This window comes from Citrobacter sp. Cpa228, assembly GCF_030333085.1.
Lineage (GTDB): Bacteria > Pseudomonadota > Gammaproteobacteria > Enterobacterales > Enterobacteriaceae > Citrobacter > Citrobacter pasteurii.
Window position 1 is genome coordinate 80,336 of the sequence record NZ_JAOWGQ010000030.1, and the last position, 20,118, is coordinate 100,453.

Genomic DNA, 20,118 nt, shown 5'->3' on the forward strand with positions numbered 1-20,118 from the left:
AGCTGACCATGCAGGATGTTGTTATTGTCGCCGCAACGCGCACCCCGATTGGCAGTTTTCATGGCGCGTTGGCACCGCTTTCCGCCGTTGAGTTAGGCTCGATGGTGATCCGTTCGCTATTGGAAAAAACCAACCTGGCGCCTGAGCAAATTGATGAAGTGATCTTAGGTCAGGTTCTGACGGCAGGTTGCGGCCAGAATCCGGCCAGACAAACGGCGTTACGCGCAGGACTGCCGGCAACCACGCCGGCGTTAACCATTAATCTGGTGTGCGGCTCGGGCCTGAAGGCGGTGCAACAGGCGGTGCAGGCTATCCGGTGTGGTGATGCGGACATCGTCATTGCCGGAGGTCAGGAAAGCATGAGCAATGCGCCCTATTTTCTCGACGGCGCACGCTCGGGTCTGCGTCTGGGGCATGCCAGTCTGAAAGACAGCGTGGTACACGACGGGTTGTGGGATGCGTTTAACGACTACCACATGGGCATTACTGCTGAAAATCTGGCAGATAAGTTTGTTATCAGCCGCGAACAACAGGATGCCTTTGCCCTGCGCTCCCAGCAAAAAGCGGCTGCCGCCATGGAAGCCGGTCGGTTTATGGCAGAAATCACGCCGGTCAGCGTTCCGCAGGGTATAAAACCGCCGCGCGTCATGAACCATGACGAACAGCCTCGCCCGGATACTCAGGCCGAGAAGCTGGCGCAGCTCAAGCCAGCGTTTCGCCCAGGTAATGGTACGGTCACCGCCGGGAACGCCTCATCAATCAACGACGGCGCGGCGGCGGTGATGCTGATGAGCGCTACCAAAGCCGCAATGCTCAACCTGCCGATACTGGCCCGGGTCGCGGGTTACGCCGTTTCCGGTGTCGACCCGGCCATTATGGGCATTGGACCGGTAGAGGCCTCGCTCCAGTGTCTGAAACGCGCCGGGTGGACACTCAATGACGTTGATCTTATCGAAGCTAACGAAGCCTTTGCCGCACAAGCGCTGGCGGTTGGCGAATCCCTGAACTGGGACTGCAACAAAGTTAACGTCAACGGTGGCGCGATAGCGCTGGGTCATCCGATTGGCGCCTCTGGCTGCCGCATTCTGGTGACCCTGCTGCATGAAATGGCGCGCCGCAACGTCTCCAAAGGGCTGGCTACGTTGTGCGTAGGCGGCGGTCAGGGCGTAGCGCTGGCGGTAGAGCGTTTGCAGGAGATCTCTGATGCAAAGTAAACATATCTGCGTATTGGGCGCGGGGTTAATGGGCGTCGGTATTGCCACCCACTTCGCCCGTTATGGTCACGATGTCTGGCTGTATGACACCGATAGCGAACGAATGGCTGAAATTAGCGCCGTTGCCAGCGGTATCCTGGATGAACTGATTACCACCGAACAGTTTGCCGCAAACGAAAAAGAACGGGTTGTGAGTCGTCTGCACGGCACGACCTCGCTACAAGATATTGCTGCGTGCGGGTTACTGATTGAAGCTATCCCGGAGCGGCTCGGGCTCAAGCACGCGTTGTATGCGCAACTGGAAGAACTGATCGCACCGGAGGCCGTCATTGCCAGCAATACCAGCGGCCTGCCGCCTGATGCGCTGGCAGAAAAGCTCGCCCATCCTGAGCGGCTTCTCATCGCCCATTTCTGGCACCCGCCGCATTTTATTCCGCTGGTCGAAATTGTCCCCGGCACGGCCACCAAAGCGGAATATCTGCGAGAGCTGCAACAGCTGCTGCTCTCGATGCAACTTGAAGCCGTCGTGCTTGACCGCGCCGCACCAGGGTTTGTCGGTAATCGCCTGCAATTTGCGCTGCTGCGTGAAGCATTACATATCGTAAAAAGCGGTATCGCCAGCGCAGAGGTGGTGGATCAGGTCATGCGTGCCTCGCTCGGTCGCCGCTATGCGATGGTCGGTCCGCTGGAGGCGGCAGATATGACCGGACTTTCTACGGTGCAGGACATTTGTCGACATCTGCTCCCGGAACTGGCAACCGGTAGCGACATGATGTCACTTGTTGCTGACAAGGTTGCCAACGGCGACACCGGCTTGCGCAGTGGTCAGGGCTTTTATCGCTGGGATGATTCGCGCAAGGAATACATCCAGCAACGCCGTGAACATCAACTGCGCTTTGCCCTGAAGCCATAACGTCTCTTTCTGTACCCCACTATAATAATAAGGAGTCATGATGAGTGTATTAATCGCCCTGGCAGCGCTGGGCTTGCTGATGCTGGCAGCCTATCGCGGATACAGCGTTATCCTGTTTGCCCCCATCGCGGCATTAGGTGCTGTATTGCTGACCGAACCCAGCGCCGTTGGCCCTGCCTTCACCGGCCTGTTTATGGAAAAAATGGTCGGTTTTGTGAAGCTTTACTTCCCGGTATTCTTGCTGGGAGCGGTGTTTGGCAAGTTAATTGAACTATCCGGTTTTTCTCGCTCGATCGTTGCTGCTGCCATTAATATTCTCGGGCGACGTCATGCCATCCCGGTCATTGTGCTGGTATGTGCTCTCCTGACCTACGGCGGCGTGTCACTGTTCGTGGTGGCGTTTGCGGTGTATCCGTTCGCGGCTGAGCTGTTCCGGCAAAGTAATATTCCCAAACGTTTGATCCCGGCAACCGTGGCGCTGGGGGCATTCTCTTTCACCATGGATGCCCTACCCGGCACGCCGCAGATCCAGAATATTATTCCGACCAGCTTCTTCGGAACTAACGCCTGGGCCGCGCCGTGGCTGGGGCTGATAGGTTCCGTGTTTATCATCGTAGTCGGTCTGGTTTATCTCGAACGCCAGCGTCGTAAAGCGCAGGCCAGGAACGAAGGTTATGGCAATGAACTGTTAAATGAGCCGGAAACGCCGGATAACATTAACCTGCCAAACCCGATTATTGCCATCTCGCCGCTGATCCTGGTTGGGGTATTTAACCTGCTGTTTACCCGCTGGATCCCGCAGTGGTATGGCGCAACGCATCAACTGGAGCTTCCGGGTCTTGCCAAACCGATTACCACTGAAGTGGGGAAAATTACGGCTATTTGGGCGGTAGAAGCTGCGTTGATCTCTGGGATCTTGCTGGTGGTGGTGTTCGGCTATCGCAACATCAAAGGTCGCCTGGCGGAAGGCAGCAGAACGGCGGTTGGCGGCGCTATCCTCGCAGCGATGAATACCGCATCAGAATACGGTTTTGGCGCGGTTATCGCCGCCCTGCCAGGATTCCTGGTGTTGTCAAAAGCACTGGCGGCCATTCCCGATCCGTTACTCAATGAAGCGATCAGCATTACTACGCTCGCGGGGATCACCGGCTCGGCATCCGGCGGGATGAGTATTGCGCTCGCGGCGATGTCTGATACGTTTATTGCTGCCGCGCATGCCGCCAATATTCCACTTGAAGTCTTCCACCGCGTGGCATCAATGGCCAGTGGTGGTATGGACACTCTGCCGCATAACGGGGCGGTAATTACCCTGCTGGCCATTACCGGCCTCAGTCATCGTCAGGCGTATGGCGGGATTTTCGCCATTACCATCATTAAAAGTCTGGCCGTACTGTTTGTCATCGGCGTTTTCTACACCACCGGAATTGTTTAAGGAGAATCATCATGAACTTAACGGGAAAAGTTGCCCTGGTTACCGGCTCTACCAGCGGTATCGGATTAGGCATCGCGCAGGTGCTGGCGCAGGCGGGCGCGACGCTGATCCTCAACGGATTTGGTGATGTCGATGCCGCCAAAGATGCCGTTGCGCAATATGGCAAAACGCCAGGCTATCATGGCGCTGACCTAAGCGATGAAGCGCAAATCGCTGACATGATGCGTTATGCCGAAAGCGAATTCGGTGGTGTGGATATTCTGGTCAACAACGCCGGGATCCAGCATGTTTCACCTGTAGAGACTTTTCCGGTTGATAAGTGGAACGCGATTATCGCCATTAACCTCTCTTCTGTTTTTCATACCACACGCCTGGCGCTTCCCGGCATGCGTACGCGTAACTGGGGACGCATCGTTAATATCGCCTCTGTTCACGGCCTGGTGGCGTCAAAAGACAAATCCGCTTATGTGGCAGCCAAGCATGGCGTGGTGGGTTTAACCAAAACTATCGCGCTGGAAACCGCGCAGACGGGAATCACCTGTAATGCACTGTGTCCCGGCTGGGTATTGACCCCGCTGGTCCAGCAGCAGATTGACAAACGTATTGCCGAAGGGGCTGAACCCGATGCGGCGCGTGACGCTCTGCTGGCGGAAAAGCAACCGTCGCGCGAATTCGTTACGCCGGAACAATTAGGTGAGCTGGCGCTGTTTCTGTGCTCAGACGGCGCGGCGCAGGTGCGCGGCGTCGCGTGGAATATGGATGGCGGCTGGGTAGCGCAATAGTGACATTGGCCGGATAAGACCCCGTCGTATCCGGCACATACTCATTAAGACTTCAGTTGATAATCTAGTGTAATTTCCGCGTTCAGCACTTGCGATACCGGGCAACCAGCTTTCGCTTTCTGGATGATCCCGTCAAATGTGGCGGCATCTATCCCCGGGACACTCACCTGGCTGTGCAACGCCACTTTGGTGATAGCAAACCCGGCATCCACTTTATCCAGAGAAACGTCGGCTGTAGTATCAATGGCATCTGGCGTAAAACCTGCTTCACCCAGCATGAGCGAAAGCGCCATCGAGAAACAGGCTGCATGGGCCGCGCCAATCAACTCTTCAGGGTTAGTGCCTTTGACGCCTTCAAAACGTGTATTAAATCCATACGGTTGCTGGTTAAGTACGCCACTTTCTGTCGACACGGTCCCTTTACCCCGTTTGATGTCGCCTTCCCAGTGTGCCTGACCTTTCTTATGGATAGTCATTACCGCTCTCCTGTGTTGTCATCGGAGTAACAAGTATAGGCCTCATGGGGAAATGCATGCTCCTTAATTGAAAGTTCTGCATTTACTGCTTACGCATTGACCTTTCAGATAAAATGACCGACCATCCAGAGAGCCGTTAGTTTACTCATCGGCTTTTTGTCAGGTTGTATTTCGTCCGTTCTTACGCGGGCTCGCCCTTGAAACCAGTAACAGGATTAAGGAGTTAGAATGAAATCGAACCGTCAGGCCCGTCATATTCTTGGACTGGACCACAAAATCTCCAATCAACGTAAAGTCGTGACCGAAGGCGACAAATCCAGCGTGGTCAACAATCCTACCGGAAGAAAACGCCGCGCTGACAGCAAGTAGTTTCCCGCACGACATACTGATTAACGAGATAAACACCATTGCAACCGCAGTGGTGTTTTTGCTTATAAAACCCCTTAACCCATTCACAATGCTTTATACTTCGCCCGTTTCCCTGGCGGACAGGCCCTATACGATCATAAGAGTGCCAGGGACGGTTATTCAAAAAAGAGTGAGTGACATGGAAAACGAAACTAAAAAACTGCGTTCCCTTTACATCCCTTACGCTGGCCCGGTACTGCTGGAATTCCCTCTACTGAATAAAGGGAGCGCTTTCAGTGTGGAAGAACGCCGTAACTTCAACCTGCTGGGGTTACTGCCGGAAGTGGTCGAGACGATTGAAGAACAGGCTGAACGTGCCTGGATCCAATATCAGGGCTTCAAAACCGAAATCGATAAACATATTTACCTGCGCAACATCCAGGACACTAACGAAACCCTGTTTTATCGACTGGTGCATAATCACCTTGATGAGATGATGCCGGTTATTTATACCCCAACGGTAGGCGCGGCCTGTGAGCGTTTCTCTGAGATCTATCGTCGCGCACGCGGCGTGTTTATCTCTTATCAGAACCGCCACAATATGGACGATATCCTGCAAAACGTTCCTAACCACAATATCAAGGTCATCGTCGTCACCGATGGGGAACGTATTTTGGGTCTTGGCGATCAGGGGATCGGCGGGATGGGTATTCCAATCGGTAAACTGTCGCTGTATACCGCGTGTGGCGGGATTAGCCCGGCTTACACCTTGCCGGTGGTACTTGACGTCGGGACCAACAACCAGCAATTGCTGAACGATCCGCTGTACATGGGTTGGCGTAATCCGCGCATCACCGATGATGAATACTATGAATTTGTTGATGAATTCATCCAGGCCGTGAAGCATCGTTGGCCAGACGTACTGTTGCAGTTTGAAGATTTCGCGCAGAAAAACGCCATGCCGCTACTGACCCGTTATCGTGATGAAATTTGCTCGTTCAACGATGATATTCAGGGCACCGCTGCGGTTACCGTCGGTACGTTGATTGCAGCCAGCCGTGCGGCGGGTAGCCAGTTGAGCGAGCAGAACATCGTCTTCCTCGGGGCAGGTTCCGCTGGTTGCGGGATTGCCGAGCAGATCATCGCGCAAATCCAGCGTGAAGGTTTAAGCGAAGAAGCTGCGCGTCAACGCGTGTTCATGGTCGATCGCTTCGGCCTGTTAACCGATAAAATGCCCAACCTGCTCTCTTTCCAGACCAAACTGGTGCAAAAACGCGAAAATCTTCAGCACTGGGATACGCAAGAAGATGTGCTGTCTCTGCTCGATGTTGTTCGCAACGTCAAGCCGGACATCCTGATCGGCGTTTCCGGACAGGTTGGCCTGTTTACCGAAGAGATCATTCGCGAAATGCACAAGCATTGTCCGCGTCCGATCGTTATGCCGCTGTCTAACCCGACTTCCCGCGTAGAAGCCACGCCGCAGGATATTATCGCCTGGACCGAAGGTAACGCACTGGTTGCGACCGGTAGTCCGTTCGCACCGGTAGTGTGGAAAGAGAAAACTTACCCTATCGCCCAGTGTAATAACGCGTACATCTTCCCGGGTATTGGCCTCGGCGTGATTGCGTCTGGCGCCTCGCGCATCACCGATGAAATGCTGATGTCGGCCAGTGAAACGCTGGCACAGTATTCACCGCTGGTGCTCAACGGAGAAGGACTGGTGTTACCGGAACTGAAAGACATTCAGACCGTGTCCCGCGCCATTGCGTTTGCCGTCGGTAAAATGGCCCAGCAGCAAGGCATGGCGGTGAAAACGTCAGCCGAAGCGCTGCAACAGGCAATCGACGAGAATTTCTGGCAGGCGGAATATCGCGACTACCGTCGTACTTCCATTTGACGGTTTGCCCGGCGGTGCACTGCCGCCGGGTGTTCAACACTTGCGCAATCCAGTAACTTGCGATTACACTTTCACCATTGATTAACATTCGGGAAAAATAAAAGGAGGATACTCATGCTGTACTGTGAACGTTTTATCGTTTCACATGCTTTTGGCGATCGCCAGTGCTCAAGCGTTATCGGTATCGTGCTGCGATAACTTCTGCTTGAGCGAAGCTAACGTCTAAATCCCCTTCTCTCGGGCTTACCGGGTTATCGTCAGCGATGTTTGACGAGGCGTTTTTACGCCTGTAACTCTTGAGTAAGCAACAATGAGCACATTACTAACCGCACAATCCTTACACGTTGATACGGCAGTCGGCACCCTGTTCGACGATCTCTCTTTTACCCTGAAAAAAGGCGACCGCATTGGGCTAATCGGTTACAACGGCTGCGGAAAAAGTACGCTGTTAAAACTGCTTGATGGCACAATCGCCCCCACCAGTGGCACCATTGCACAGGCGAATCACTGCCATCTCGCGCGTGTAGAACAACATCTACCTGACGATATACTGCCTCTTACGCTGCAGGAAGCCGTTCTCGCTCAACTTCCTGAGCATGAGCGTGCGGCTCAACAATGGCGGGTTGAAGCACTGCTTGCCGAAATGGGTTTCACGCCAGAGAATTTATCTCTGACAGCGCAAACGTTGAGCGGTGGCCAGCACACACGCTTGCTATTAGCGCGGGCGCTGATGCGTAATCCTGACCTGCTGCTGCTGGATGAACCGGGTAACCATCTGGATTTGCCGACATTGCTGTGGCTGGAGCAGTTCTTACAGAACTGGTCTGGCAGCTTCGTCGTGGTGTCCCATGATCCACAACTGCTTGATGCCGTCACGCAGGGAACCTGGATCCTGCGCGATCGCACACTGTACGCTTTTGATCTTCCCTGCAGCGCCGCTCGTCAGGCTCTGGTTGAGAGAGATGCCAGCGATGCACTGCGCTATAAGGCGGAACAAAAGGAGATTGATCGCGTTACCGCCAGTGCCAAACGACTGGCAACCTGGGGGCGTGTCTACGACAACGAAGATTTGTCCCGCAAAGCGAAGCAGATGGAAAAGCAGGTGCAGCGCCTGAAGGATGTTCAGACGGAAGTGACTGCAGGAAGTCAGTGGACACTAACATTGCAGGGTGATGCCATGCGTGCCGACCGTCTGCTGGAAATGACAAACCTGTCGGTCGCACCAGCCCCTGATGCCGCGACGCTATTTTCCATCGCCGGGATCAGGATAAAAAGTGGCGACCGGGTGGCAATTGTTGGGCGTAACGGCTGTGGGAAATCATCACTGCTACGGCTTATCTGGCAGCAGTATCAGTCGCAAATGGCATCGCGTTCACTGGTGTTGCACCCTCGCGTCACACTGGGGTATTACGATCAGACGCTACACCAGCTCTCAGATGACGACACGTTGTTTGATACGCTCGAACCGTTTGCTCCGCAGCCTGATGTTCGCAAGATGGCGCTGATAAGCGCGGGCTTCCCGTGGATTCGTCATGGGCAGAGGGTCAGTACATTAAGCGGCGGAGAGCGCTCCCGGCTGCTGTTTGTCGGGCTTACGCTTGCGCGCTACAGCCTGCTGATGCTCGATGAACCAACCAATCATCTGGATATGGAAGGTAAAGAAGCGCTGGCGCAGACGCTACAAAGTTTCAGCGGCGGCGTGCTGCTGGTCAGCCATGACCGTCAGCTTATCAGCCAAAGCTGTAATCGGTTCTGGTTTATCGATAATGGCGAACTTAGCGAATGGCACGATCTGGACGCGATCAACGATCGTATTCGGGAAACGTCTGAGGAGATGAGCGTTCCCAAAACGGTGGTCGAAGCGAGAGCCGAAATACGCGGTGACAGCGATGGATGGCTGGAGCAACTCCTCGAGCTGGAGCAACGTCTGGCCGACGATCTCGCCCGCAAGCCGAAACATCAAAAGCCGCTGTTGCAGGCGCAATGGCGTAAGGAGATTGAGCGGCTGAACTCACAACTGGAGTAATCTCTATTGCCGGATGGCGCAAGCCTATCCGGCCTACATCAGCAAAATGCGCGTGTAGGCCTGCCATCCGGCATTTCATTTACTGCTTCGGCTGTTTTTCTTTCCAGGCATCCCATGCCTGCTTGATCTCTTGTTTCGCTGTGGCCGCATCGTTAAAGCCATCTAACTCTACTTTCTTACGTCCTTCCGGCAACTCTTTGTACACGCGGAAAAACGACTCCAGTCGTTGCACTTCGATCTTTGGCAAATCGCTCAACTCTTTGATGTCGTCATAGGTGGGGTCAATTTTGCTGGCTGGCACGGCGACAATTTTATCGTCCTTTTCCCCGCCATCGATCATCTTCAGCACGCCAATCGCGCGCAACTTGATCAGCGTTCCCGGGGCCAGCGGTGCCCGGGTATAGAAAACCACATCCTGCGGGTCACCGTCACCTGCCAGGGACTGGGTCAATGAGCCGTAGTTTGCCGGATAGGCAACCGGCATCGACTGGAAGCGATCGGCGACGATAAAGCCGGTTTTCGCATCGGTTTCATATTTTATGATCCCGCCTGCCGGGATTTCAGTCACGGCATAAAACTCTTCCGGGTTATTCTCCGGCTGCGGAAATTCGAGGATATTCTGCGCCTGAACGGACGCACAGAGAAATACGCTGACTGCGAGTAATTTTTTCACCAGATGCATTGTCTTTTAACTCTTCTCTTATTGGAAAGACAAAACCTTACGTTTACCAGATGACAGAAACATGACGTTTTTTTGGCAAAAAAAATGGCGCTACATCCGCAGCGCCATTGTTGTCAGAATGCATCAGGTTTACTTAACCCCTTCTTCACTCTCTTTCTTTGCTTCCAGCTTTTCAACATCGCGATACCAGCGCGGGTGGTGTTTCTTCGCCCAGCGACGGCTCACTTTCCCTTCAACCATGCCTTTAATTGATCCTTTCACCCAAAATGCCATATACATATGGATGAGGATAGCGTGCATCAGAATAATGCCCGCCGCAGCGTGGATCAGCAGGCTGTAACGCACTACCTGCATCGGGAAATATTGCGCAAAGTATGGACGCCAGATAATAACGCCCGTGACCAGCAGTACAAAAATCATGCTCATGATCGACCAGAACATCATTTTTTGTCCGGCGTTGTATTTGCCCACATCCGCCACTTTGTGTTCATTGCCCTTCAGCACTTCCACAATGTTTTTCAGCCACGGGATATCTTTCTTATCCGGGATGTTGTGGTGAACAAAGCGCACAAACATGAACATCAGCGCGACGAAGATCAGCAAACCAAAGAAGGGGTGCAGAATACGCCCCATCTGCGGCGTACCGAAAGTTTGCGTCAGCCATTGCAGGGTCGGGAAGAAAAACGAAATCCCCGACAGCGCCACCAGGAAGAAGCAGATCACCACCGTCCAGTGACAGGCGCGGTCGATAAATTTCGTGCGCACAATCATTTTCGACTTACTCATGATGATCCTCCTCGTCGTCGTCCACTTCCTTATTCGGGCCGATGCCAATGTAGTGGTAAATCAGCCCGGCGAAGGTGGCGATAAATCCGGCAGCAGCCAGCGGTTTCAGCGCCCCTTTCCACAGATTGATCGAGGTATCGATCTTAGGCTCTTTCGGCAGACCGTGATACAGCTCCGGCTGGTTGGCATGATGCAGAACGTACATGACGTGCGTGCCTCCCACACCTTCCGGGTTATAGAGACCGGCATATTCATAACCACGTGCTTTCAGTTTTGCCACTCGCTGCTCGCCCATTTCCAGCATTTCCTGCTTAGTGCCGAAATGTATTGCCCCGGTTGGACAGGTCTTCACGCAGGCAGGTTCCTGCCCAACGCTGACGCGATCCACACACAGCGTACATTTATACACGCGGTTATCCTCTTTATTGAGGCGCGGAATATTAAATGGACACCCAGCAATACAGTACCCGCAACCAATGCAATGCTCTGACTGGAAATCAACAATCCCGTTGGCGTACTGGATGATTGCCCCGGCAGACGGGCATGCCTTCAGGCAGCCCGGATCTTCACAGTGCATACAACCGTCTTTACGAATCAACCACTCCAGCTTGCCGTTCTGTTCGGTTTCGGTAAACCGCATGACCGTCCAGGACTTAGCGCTGAGATCGGCGGGGTTGTCATACACCCCGACGCAATGACCCACTTCATCGCGGATATCATTCCACTCTGAGCAGGCCACCTGACAGGCTTTACAGCCTATACAGGTGGAAACGTCGATCAGTTTCGCGACTTCGGCTTTGTAATCACGGGCCTGAGGTGGCGGCGTGATGGAGTTTGTTGCGGACCTTTTGATGATGTCCTGCGTTTCCATAGACATATATTCGCCCCCTTACGCCTTCTCGATGTTAACTAAAAACGCTTTGTATTCCGGCGTTTGCGAGTTTGCATCACCGACGTTCGGCGTCAGGGTGTTGGCGATAAAGCCTTTCCGCGCGACTCCTTCAAAGCCCCAGTGGATCGGGATCCCTACGGTTTCAACCTTCTGACCGTTGACGTTCAGGGTTTGCAGACGACGGGTGACCACCGCAACCGCGCGAATAAATCCGCGTTTGCTGCTGACTTTCACGTAGTCGCCGTTGCCGATACCTTTTGCTGACGCCAGCGTTTCGCTGATTTCCACAAACTGCTCTGGCTGGGCAATCGCATTCAACAATGCGTGTTTGGTCCAGGTGTGGAAATGCTCGGTCAGACGATAGGTGGTTCCGACGTATGGGAAGTCCTGCTTCGTCCCCATGCGCAATGCATCCGCCTCGTACAGACGCGCTGCCGGGTTGGAGATCACGTTCGGGTGCAGCGGGTTAGTACCCAGCGGCGTTTCCATCGGCTCGTAGTGTTCCGGGAACGGCCCTTCCGCCAGCTTATCGATGGCAAACAGACGCCCCAGCCCTTCCGGCTGCATGATAAACGGATTGGTGCCACTGCCCGGTGCGGCGTTGTTGAAGTCAGGGATATCGTTACCGGTCCACTTAGTACCGTTCCACTGGATCAACATCCGTTTCGGATCCCACGGTTTACCCTGCGGGTCTGCCGAAGCGCGGTTGTACAGTACGCGACGGTTCAGTGGCCATGCCCATGCCCAACCCAGCGTATTACCCAGACCTGATGGGTCGGCGTTATCGCGGTTAGCCATTTGGTTGCCCTGCTCGGTCCAGCTACCGGTATAAATCCAGCAGGAGGATGACGTTGTACCGTCGTCACGCAGGAGCGCAAAGCTGTTGAGCAACTGACCTTTTTTCGCCACCAGCACGCCATTGGCATCATAGAGATCTTCCAGCGCATAGCCGTTGTTCTCTTTGGCCACTTCCGCGGAATGCGGTTCGTCCGGTAGCTTATAGTTCCAGCTCATTTTCAGCACCGGCTCTACAGCTTTACCGCCTTCAGTGCGATACATTTCGCGCAGACGATGGTAAATACCGGCCAGAATTTCGCCGTCATTACGCGCTTCGCCAGGTGCATCCTGACCTTTCCAGTGCCACTGCAGCCAGCGGCCAGAGTTAGCAATCGAGCCGTCTTCTTCTGCAAAGCAGGTGGATGGCAGACGGAAAACTTCAGTCTGAATCGACGCCGGATCGACATCGTTGGATTCGCCGTGGTTTTGCCAGAATGTGGACGTTTCTGTGACCAGCGGATCAATAACCACCAGATACTTCAGTTTGCTGAGGCTCTGTACCACTTTGTTTTTGTCCGGGAAGGACGCAACCGGGTTAAAGCCCTGACAGATGTAGCCAGTGACTTTCCCGCTATCCATCATGTTGAAGTATTTAATGACGTCGTAGGACTGATCCCACTTCGGCAGCCATTCAAAGCCCCAGTCGTTTTCTTTCTGCGCCGCATCGCCGTAGAAAGATTTCATCAAACTGACGAAGAACTTCGGATAGTTACCCCAGTAGTTCACCTGGGAGGCCAGCGTCGCTTTTGGTGTATTGGCAGCCAGATAGGTTTGCAGATCGGTCTGCTTTTCTGACGGCAGCATCAGATAACCGGGCAGGCTGGTCGATAACAGACCTAAGTCGGTTAAGCCCTGAATGTTGGAGTGACCGCGTAATGCGTTTACACCGCCACCGGCCATCCCCATGTTACCGAGCAGCAACTGGATCATCGCCATGGTGCGGATGTTCTGCGCCCCAACGGTATGCTGCGTCCAGCCCAGCGCGTACAGGAAGGTCGTGGTACGATCGGCTGTACTGGTGGAGGCCAGCACTTCACACACTTTCAGGAAGTCGGCTTTCGGCGTACCGCAGATGTTTTCCACCACATCCGGCGTATAACGGGAAACGTGCTGTTTGAGCAAGTTCCACACGCAACGGGGATGGCTTAAGGTTTCATCGCGTTTTGCGTAGCCATTTTCATCGAACTGGTAGTTCCAGGACGACTTATCGTATTGACGTTTTTTGGCGTCGTAACCGCTGAACAGACCGTCTTCAAAAGCAAAATCATCCCGCACCAGCAGGCTGGCGTTGGTGTAGTGCTTAACGTATTCAGCATTGATTTTGTTATTTTCAATCAGATACAGCAAGACACCGGACAGGAACGTAATGTCCGTGCCGGAGCGAATCGGCGCATAGATATCCGCCACCGACGCTGTACGGGTAAAACGGGGATCGACAACAATCAGCGTAGCATCATTGTTGTTTTTAGCTTCCATCGCCCAGCGGAATCCCACCGGATGTGCTTCAGCGGCGTTACCGCCCATCACCATTACGACGTTAGCGTTTTTGATATCAACCCAGTGGTTGGTCATCGCACCGCGACCAAATGTTGGAGCAAGACTTGCTACCGTTGGTCCGTGTCAGACGCGTGCCTGGTTATCTACCGCCAACATGCCGAGTGAGCGCACGAATTTTTGCGTCAGCATGCCGGTTTCATTACTCGCCGCAGATGCACACAGCATCCCGGTTGAAAGCCAGCGGTTTACCGTCACGCCCTGCTCATTCTTCTCAATAAAATTGGCGTCACGGTCTGCTTTCATCAGTTTTGCGATGCGGGAGAAAGCTTCATCCCAGCTGATGCGTTGCCATTTGTCGGAACCGGGAGCGCGATATTCCGGGTAGCGTAAACGATTTTCGCTGTGCACGTAATCCAGTAATCCTGCGCCCTTAGGACAAAGTGCCCCGCGGCTCACCGGATGATCCGGATCCCCTTCGATATGATAAATCGACTCTTTGGCGTTTTTTGCTCCATCACCAAGGCTATACATTAATAGCCCGCAACCTACGGAACAGTATGTGCAGGTGTTTCGGATCTCTTTTGCGCGTAACAGTTTGTAGTTTCGCGCCTGAGCCAGTGCCATTTTGGGTGCAAAACCCAGTGCGGCCACTGTTGTTCCCGCCATACCGCCCGCGCAGATTTTAAAGAATTGTCTGCGGCTGACGTCCATTGCTTTCCTCTTTTTTACAGGGGTTCGTACAAAACATCTTTCACCTTGCCCCAGCGCGGCAGTCTGAAAGATGACATGTACAACTTCGCGACGAAACTAACAGCTATATCCATATTTTTTTTGCGTCAAATCAATAACGAAACGGTTCCGCTACTAAATAGTGCAGTTTGTGTAACCTGTGTACCTACAAGGGGTTAGCTAAAAGCTAATTAGTTAGCCTGTGCTGACGTAAAAGTGCTATAAATTTCAGCTTCATTTTTGCCAGGACGACGGACAGACAAACAGCATGACAAAACAAAAAGCAACGTTAATCGGGCTCATCGCCATTGTGCTGTGGAGCACGATGGTGGGGTTGATTCGTGGGGTAAGCGAAGGTCTCGGGCCAGCGGGGGGCGCAGCGATGATCTTCTCGCTAAGCGGCCTGCTGCTGATATTTACCGTCGGATTTCCAAATATTAGAAAAATACCTGTTCGTTATTTAATCGCCGGTAGCGTGCTTTTTGTCAGCTATGAAATTTGCCTGGCTTTGGCATTAGGTTATGCCGCTACCCGACACCAGGCAATAGAAGTAGGAATGGTCAATTATCTCTGGCCAAGTCTGACGATTTTGTTTGCTATTTTATTTAATGGTCAAAAAACAAACTGGATGATAATTCCAGGATTAATGCTCGCCTTGACCGGAGTCTGCTGGGTTTTAGGTGGCGAGAACGGTCTAAATCCAGGTGAAATTATCAGCAACATTGCCAGTAGTCCGCTGAGTTATTTTCTCGCATTTTTGGGTGCTTTTATCTGGGCAACGTATTGCACCGTCACTAATAAATTTGCGAAAGGCTTTAACGGCATCACCGTTTTTGTTTTACTGACAGCGACAAGTTTGTGGGTCTACTATTTTATGACGCCACAACCAGAAATGGTTTTCAGCACACCGGTGACCATTAAGATGTTCACGGCTGCATTAACGCTAGGATTTGCCTATGCAGCATGGAATATCGGAATTTTACACGGTAATGTCACTGTCATGGCGGTAGGGTCTTATTTCACTCCAGTGCTTTCCTCTGCACTGGCTGCTGTATTGCTCAGCGCCCCGCTGTCGTTCTCGTTCTGGCAAGGCGCGCTGATGGTCTGTGCTGGCTCGCTACTGTGCTGGCTGGCAACACGTCGGGTATAGAAATCAGGCCGCGTTTCTGGCATAGAGATAAAACCCGGCTACACTCTGGTCAGTTAACGGATAATAATTGTACATTCCGCTTGTGTTTTATGTTTTTATTTGTTTAATTAAATGTTAAGTAACTGGTAATTAATCAACAGCCGAAAATATTATATGTTTACCTATAACCCTCCGGTTGTATATATTTTACATGGGTTACTAACGATTAGTAAACCATAACCAGCACAATAGTCCCCGCCGAAAATATATTCTTCCAAAAGATCACATATTAATATTAATATAATCAGCTGTATTATGTAGATCTAGATCACACAAATTCAAATATTCCGCAATATTATGAAACTTATTATTGAACTAATACCACATCGTCATTTAAAAATAGTTCGTCATTGATGAACGGCCTCGTTTAGCAATGGTTTAGGAAACACACCAAGAAAAAATTATAAGGATTATTTATAATGAAACTTAAATTAGTTGCAGTGGCAGTGACTACCCTGTTGGCAGCGGGTGCGGTAAACGCAGCTGAGATTTATAACAAAGACGGTAACAAACTGGATCTGTACGGTAAAGTTCACGCTCAGCATTACTTCTCTGACGATACCAGCAGCGATGGTGACAAAACTTACGCGCGTCTGGGCTTCAAAGGCGAAACTCAGATCAACGACCAACTGGTTGGTTTCGGCCAGTGGGAATATGAATTCAAAGGCAACCGTTCTGAAGATCAAGGTTCCGAAGCAGACAAAACCCGTCTGGCATTCGCTGGCCTGAAATTCGCTGAATACGGTTCTTTCGACTACGGTCGTAACTACGGCGTAGCCTATGACATCGGCGCATGGACTGACGTCCTGCCAGAATTCGGTGGTGATACCTGGACCCAGACTGACGTCTTCATGACTCAGCGTGCTACCGGCGTTGCAACTTACCGTAACACTGACTTCTTCGGTCTGGTTGAAGGTCTGAACTTTGCTGCTCAGTATCAGGGCAAAAACGACCGCAGCAACGACGTTGAAGCGAACGGTGACGGTTTCGGTCTGTCTTCTACTTATGAATACGAAGGCTTCGGCATCGGTGCGACTTATGCGAAATCTGACCGTACTGATGACCAGATGCGTAATGGCAACAACGAATTCTACGCTTCCGGTAAAAACGCAGAAGTATGGGCTGCTGGCCTGAAATATGATGCGAACAACATCTACCTGGCAACTACCTACTCTGAAACCCGCAACATGACCAAGTTCGGTAAAGTAGACGGTATTGCTAACAAAGCGCAGAACTTTGAAGCTGTTGCTCAGTACCAGTTCGACTTCGGTCTGCGTCCGTCCATCGCTTACCTGAAATCCAAAGGTAAAGATCTGGGTGTTTACGGCGACCAGGATCTGGTTGAATACATCGATCTGGGTGCGACCTACTACTTCAACAAAAACATGTCTACCTTCGTTGATTACAAAATCAACCTGCTGGACGACAACAAATTCACTTCTGACGCACGTGTTAGCACTGACAACATCGTAGCCGTTGGTCTGAACTACCAGTTCTAATTTTGTTGTAAGTTGAATACAAAGCCAGTCCATCCAGGGCTGGCTTTTTCTCTTGATGTAGACTCGGTCATAAGGAGTATGCCGTGCAGACGTTCACTGGTCGTTGTCTTTGCGGACAGAGTCATTTTACCGTAAACGTCGAAATGCTTGATGTCTATGCCTGCCACTGCACGCTGTGCCAGAAATGGTCCGGTGGTGTCGCCATGTATCTGGAAGCCAGCGGTCATCCACTACTTTCCCCTGATTCAGCAGAACCTTCGCACTTTCCCTCATCAACGCGCGGAGAACGTTTCTTCTGTTCCGGTTGTGGATGCCCCTTGTGGTTTACGCTGACCGATAGCGATCGTTACTTTATTCCGTGGACATTGCTGGAGCTGAATGAGGTGGATCGTCGCCGTCTGATTCTGGCGGCTGAAATCTATACCGAAACACAGCCTGCGTTCTGGCGGTTGACGGGGCAATACGCTCGCCTGAGTGGAAAAGAAGTCGAAGCGATGGATTACCCCTGTCATTTAGCTCACTAGTTATTGACGGTTCACTTTTGCCAGGCTGAACCACATCCCTACCGCTAATACGATAAGCATGCTGCCAGCGCTGCTCAACGCCACGCTGTGTGACCAGGTAAATGCTTCTCTGGCAGCTGCAAGCAACGCGTCGCTAAGAGACGGCGAGAGTGAATGTGCTAATTGCACCGCCTCACCCATTGACGATGCAGCACGTTCCAGCTCCTGCGCATTGAGGCCGGCAGGCGGTAGAATCGACGCGGAAAAACTACGGCTTAGCAAGAGACCAAAAATCGCGATCCCAAGACCGGCCCCCAGTTCATAGGCCATGGTTTCGATAGCCCCCGCAGCAGCGGCTTTTTCAGCCGGGGCTGCCGCCATAATGGCCGCCGTTGAGGCCAGTAGCGCACTGGCGGCACTGAACCCCAGTAACGCCATTAATATCCAGGCCTGGATCTGCTGAGTGCTGAAATCCGTCATTGCCAGACCGTAGAAACTGACTGCACTCAACGCCATACCTGCCGTTGCCACGCAGCGCAATCCCAGCCGTGAAACCAACATACCGGCAATCGGGCCGCTGAAGCCACTCGCCAGCATGACGGGGAGCATAAACAGCCCCGCCTGATACGGCGTTAAACCGTGAACAAACTGTAATTCCTGGGCCATCAACAGCTCAAATCCCACCAGGGTGATCATCGCAGTCATCGCCATTACCACGCCGCTTAAGATAATGCGATGGGTGAACAACCGCATATCAATCATCGGACGTGAGGCCGCGAGCTGAATACGAACAAATTTCCACAGCAGCACTGCTCCGGTTAACAGCGTCAATACGATAACCCCGGTCGCCATATGCCCTTTTAGCGCCGTTTTAGCACTGTAAACCAGCAGTAAAATCGCCACGATCAACATAATCGCATGGCCAAAATTTAACGACTGCTCGCGGCGTCCGGTCTGGCGTGGCACGTAACGTGCGGTCAATGTCATCACCACCAGAACAATGGGCACATTGATTAAGAACACTGAGCCCCAGTAGAAATGCTCCAGCAACATACCACCGACTAAGGGACCAAATGCCGCACCGCCGGAACCGACGGCAGCCCAGACGCCAAGCGCCATATTGCGATGACGTTGTTCAGCAAAGGTGGCGCGAATACCTGCCAGCGTCGCCGGAACGATCATCGCCGCACCAATGGCCAGCACGGCCCGGGTCGCGATTAGCCATCCGGCACTGTGAGCAAACGCGGCAGCCAGCGAAGCCAGACCAAATAGCCCACCACCCAGTATCAGCAAGCGTTTAAAACCGATGCGATCGCCCAACGCCCCCATCGGTAACACCATACCGGCCATCACCAGAGAATAGATATCAATGATCCACAGCAGCTCGTTACCACTGGCACCCAGCGTCATACTCAGCGTGGGCGCGGCAACGTGCAGCACCGTTGCATCAATCGCAACAGGGATGTAGACCAGCACAATAATCACTAACGTTAACCACTGACGAAACATAAAATTCCCTTCAAAACTGAAACTGGACACATGTCCAGCTTCAGCGATCCTACGGAAAATTGAACACATGTCCAACTTTTTGTTACACTGCGTGCTAAACGGGTATGGGAGGAACGATGAGCTATCTGAATCGGGATGAACGTCGGGAAGTAATTCTGCAGGCGGCAATGCGCGTGGCGCTTGAGGAAGGATTTACCGCTATGACAGTGCGACGTATTGCAACGGAGGCTCAGGTGTCCACCGGACAGGTACACCACCACTTTACTTCAGCCGGTGAGTTAAAATCCCTTGCTTTTGTGCAACTGATCCGTACCCTCCTGGATGCCGAACAGGTCAGTGCAAACGCCAGCTTTCGTGAACGGCTTCATGCCATGTTGGGCAGCGAAGACGGCGGATTCGAACCCTATATTAAACTGTGGCGTGAAGCGCAGGTTCTGGCGGATAAAGATCCGGAAATCAAAAGCGCTTACCTGTTGACCATGCGGATGTGGCACGAAGAAACCGCCGCTATCATCGCTCAGGGACAGAAAGCCGGTGAGTTTTCTTCACGCCCGGATGCTGCCGATGTGGCCTGGCGTTTAATTGCCCTGGTATGCGGTCTGGATGGCATCTATGTATTAGGCATTGAGGAAATGGCCGATCCTGCGTTCGAGCGCCATTTGGATCGTATGATTACGTTAGAGTTAGTTAATTGATGTTATAGATGAATTAACAATACATCTTTTATATTTACAATTGGTAACACTTAAGCAACGTGTAATTCCCTCATCACGCCGCGTTATTGCGCTTTTTTATCTATTCTTTCAGTCAATATTCCCAAAACTTTTCAATAGTTTCTAAAAAGAACCCGCGCGGCGCTGTATGCGTTTATTTCTTTTTCATGAACGGCATGTGCATGGAGAATAAT

The 20,118-nt window shown here is 52.4% G+C and carries 17 protein-coding genes; 11 read left to right on the forward strand and 6 right to left on the reverse strand.

What is annotated here, in order from left to right:
* Positions 1-8: 8 nt before the first annotated feature.
* The 4 genes from OGX91_RS00710 to OGX91_RS00725 are packed head-to-tail and all read left to right on the forward strand — an operon-like array spanning position 9 to position 4,341.
* Positions 9-1,214, forward strand: a complete 1,206-nt coding sequence (locus OGX91_RS00710) for an acetyl-CoA C-acetyltransferase (protein ID WP_286625153.1) — start codon at positions 9-11, stop codon at positions 1,212-1,214.
* Entirely contained in the window at positions 1,204-2,127 is a 924-nt protein-coding gene (locus tag OGX91_RS00715; protein WP_286625154.1) for a 3-hydroxyacyl-CoA dehydrogenase family protein, read from the forward strand. Before OGX91_RS00710 ends, OGX91_RS00715 begins: the two co-directional genes overlap by 11 nt.
* A 37-nt stretch (positions 2,128-2,164) precedes the next feature.
* On the forward strand, positions 2,165-3,559 hold the full coding sequence (locus OGX91_RS00720; protein ID WP_223196021.1) for a GntP family permease: 1,395 nt from the start codon (positions 2,165-2,167) through the stop codon (positions 3,557-3,559).
* Between the two features lie 11 nt (positions 3,560-3,570).
* Positions 3,571-4,341, forward strand: a complete 771-nt coding sequence (locus tag OGX91_RS00725) for a 3-hydroxybutyrate dehydrogenase (RefSeq protein WP_040231045.1) — start codon at positions 3,571-3,573, stop codon at positions 4,339-4,341.
* A gap of 44 nt (positions 4,342-4,385) precedes the next feature.
* Here OGX91_RS00725 and OGX91_RS00730 read toward each other — a convergent pair whose 3' ends face one another.
* Complete coding sequence (locus tag OGX91_RS00730; protein WP_005126807.1) at positions 4,386-4,817, reverse strand: OsmC family protein; 432 nt, start codon at positions 4,815-4,817, stop codon at positions 4,386-4,388.
* Between the two features lie 228 nt (positions 4,818-5,045).
* Here OGX91_RS00730 and sra point away from each other — a divergent pair, with 228 nt between their 5' ends.
* The 3 genes from sra (at position 5,046) to OGX91_RS00745 (ending at position 9,088) form a co-directional block, all read left to right on the forward strand.
* Positions 5,046-5,186, forward strand: a complete 141-nt coding sequence (sra, locus tag OGX91_RS00735; RefSeq protein WP_005126806.1) for a stationary-phase-induced ribosome-associated protein — start codon at positions 5,046-5,048, stop codon at positions 5,184-5,186.
* A gap of 178 nt (positions 5,187-5,364) precedes the next feature.
* Positions 5,365-7,062, forward strand: a complete 1,698-nt coding sequence (maeA, locus tag OGX91_RS00740) for a malate dehydrogenase (RefSeq protein ID WP_005126805.1) — start codon at positions 5,365-5,367, stop codon at positions 7,060-7,062.
* Positions 7,063-7,372: 310 nt separating this feature from the next.
* On the forward strand, positions 7,373-9,088 hold the full coding sequence (locus OGX91_RS00745; protein WP_286625158.1) for an ABC-F family ATP-binding cassette domain-containing protein: 1,716 nt from the start codon (positions 7,373-7,375) through the stop codon (positions 9,086-9,088).
* A 79-nt stretch (positions 9,089-9,167) separates the two neighbouring features.
* Here OGX91_RS00745 and OGX91_RS00750 read toward each other — a convergent pair whose 3' ends face one another.
* The 4 genes from OGX91_RS00750 to fdnG all read right to left on the reverse strand — a co-directional run bounded on the left by OGX91_RS00750 (position 9,168) and on the right by fdnG (position 14,493).
* Positions 9,168-9,770 carry an inorganic diphosphatase gene (locus OGX91_RS00750; RefSeq protein WP_286625160.1) on the reverse strand — a complete coding sequence of 201 codons (603 nt, stop codon included), beginning with the start codon at positions 9,768-9,770 and terminating at the stop codon, positions 9,168-9,170.
* A 129-nt stretch (positions 9,771-9,899) separates the two neighbouring features.
* The gene (fdnI, locus tag OGX91_RS00755) at positions 9,900-10,556 is read right to left on the reverse strand and encodes a formate dehydrogenase-N subunit gamma (RefSeq protein ID WP_048211647.1); all 657 of its coding nucleotides are present in this window, start codon (positions 10,554-10,556) and stop codon (positions 9,900-9,902) included.
* Positions 10,549-11,433, reverse strand: a complete 885-nt coding sequence (gene fdnH / locus OGX91_RS00760; RefSeq protein ID WP_005126801.1) for a formate dehydrogenase N subunit beta — start codon at positions 11,431-11,433, stop codon at positions 10,549-10,551. Before fdnH ends, fdnI begins: the two co-directional genes overlap by 8 nt.
* Before the next feature lie 12 nt (positions 11,434-11,445).
* Positions 11,446-14,493, reverse strand: a complete 3,048-nt coding sequence (gene fdnG, locus OGX91_RS00765) for a formate dehydrogenase-N subunit alpha (RefSeq protein ID WP_149692289.1) — start codon at positions 14,491-14,493, stop codon at positions 11,446-11,448.
* A gap of 286 nt (positions 14,494-14,779) precedes the next feature.
* On the opposite strand from fdnG, the gene yddG reads away from it, so the two are divergent.
* From yddG to OGX91_RS00780, 3 genes are all read left to right on the forward strand, one after another.
* Positions 14,780-15,661: an aromatic amino acid efflux DMT transporter YddG gene (yddG, locus tag OGX91_RS00770; RefSeq protein WP_149692288.1), complete on the forward strand. Its 882-nt coding sequence runs from the start codon at positions 14,780-14,782 to the stop codon at positions 15,659-15,661.
* A gap of 458 nt (positions 15,662-16,119) precedes the next feature.
* Entirely contained in the window at positions 16,120-17,199 is a 1,080-nt protein-coding gene (ompD, locus tag OGX91_RS00775) for a porin OmpD (RefSeq protein ID WP_005126796.1), read from the forward strand.
* 143 nt (positions 17,200-17,342) lie between these two features.
* The gene (locus OGX91_RS00780) at positions 17,343-17,723 is read left to right on the forward strand and encodes a GFA family protein (protein ID WP_086523677.1); all 381 of its coding nucleotides are present in this window, start codon (positions 17,343-17,345) and stop codon (positions 17,721-17,723) included.
* On the opposite strand, the gene OGX91_RS00785 is transcribed toward OGX91_RS00780, so the two are convergent.
* Positions 17,724-19,211, reverse strand: a complete 1,488-nt coding sequence (locus OGX91_RS00785; protein WP_005126794.1) for an MFS transporter — start codon at positions 19,209-19,211, stop codon at positions 17,724-17,726.
* A gap of 116 nt (positions 19,212-19,327) precedes the next feature.
* Between OGX91_RS00785 and OGX91_RS00790 the strand changes: the two genes are divergently transcribed.
* Positions 19,328-19,906, forward strand: coding sequence for a TetR family transcriptional regulator (locus OGX91_RS00790; protein ID WP_005126793.1), 579 nt, complete (start codon positions 19,328-19,330; stop codon positions 19,904-19,906).
* Positions 19,907-20,118 lie beyond the last annotated feature (212 nt).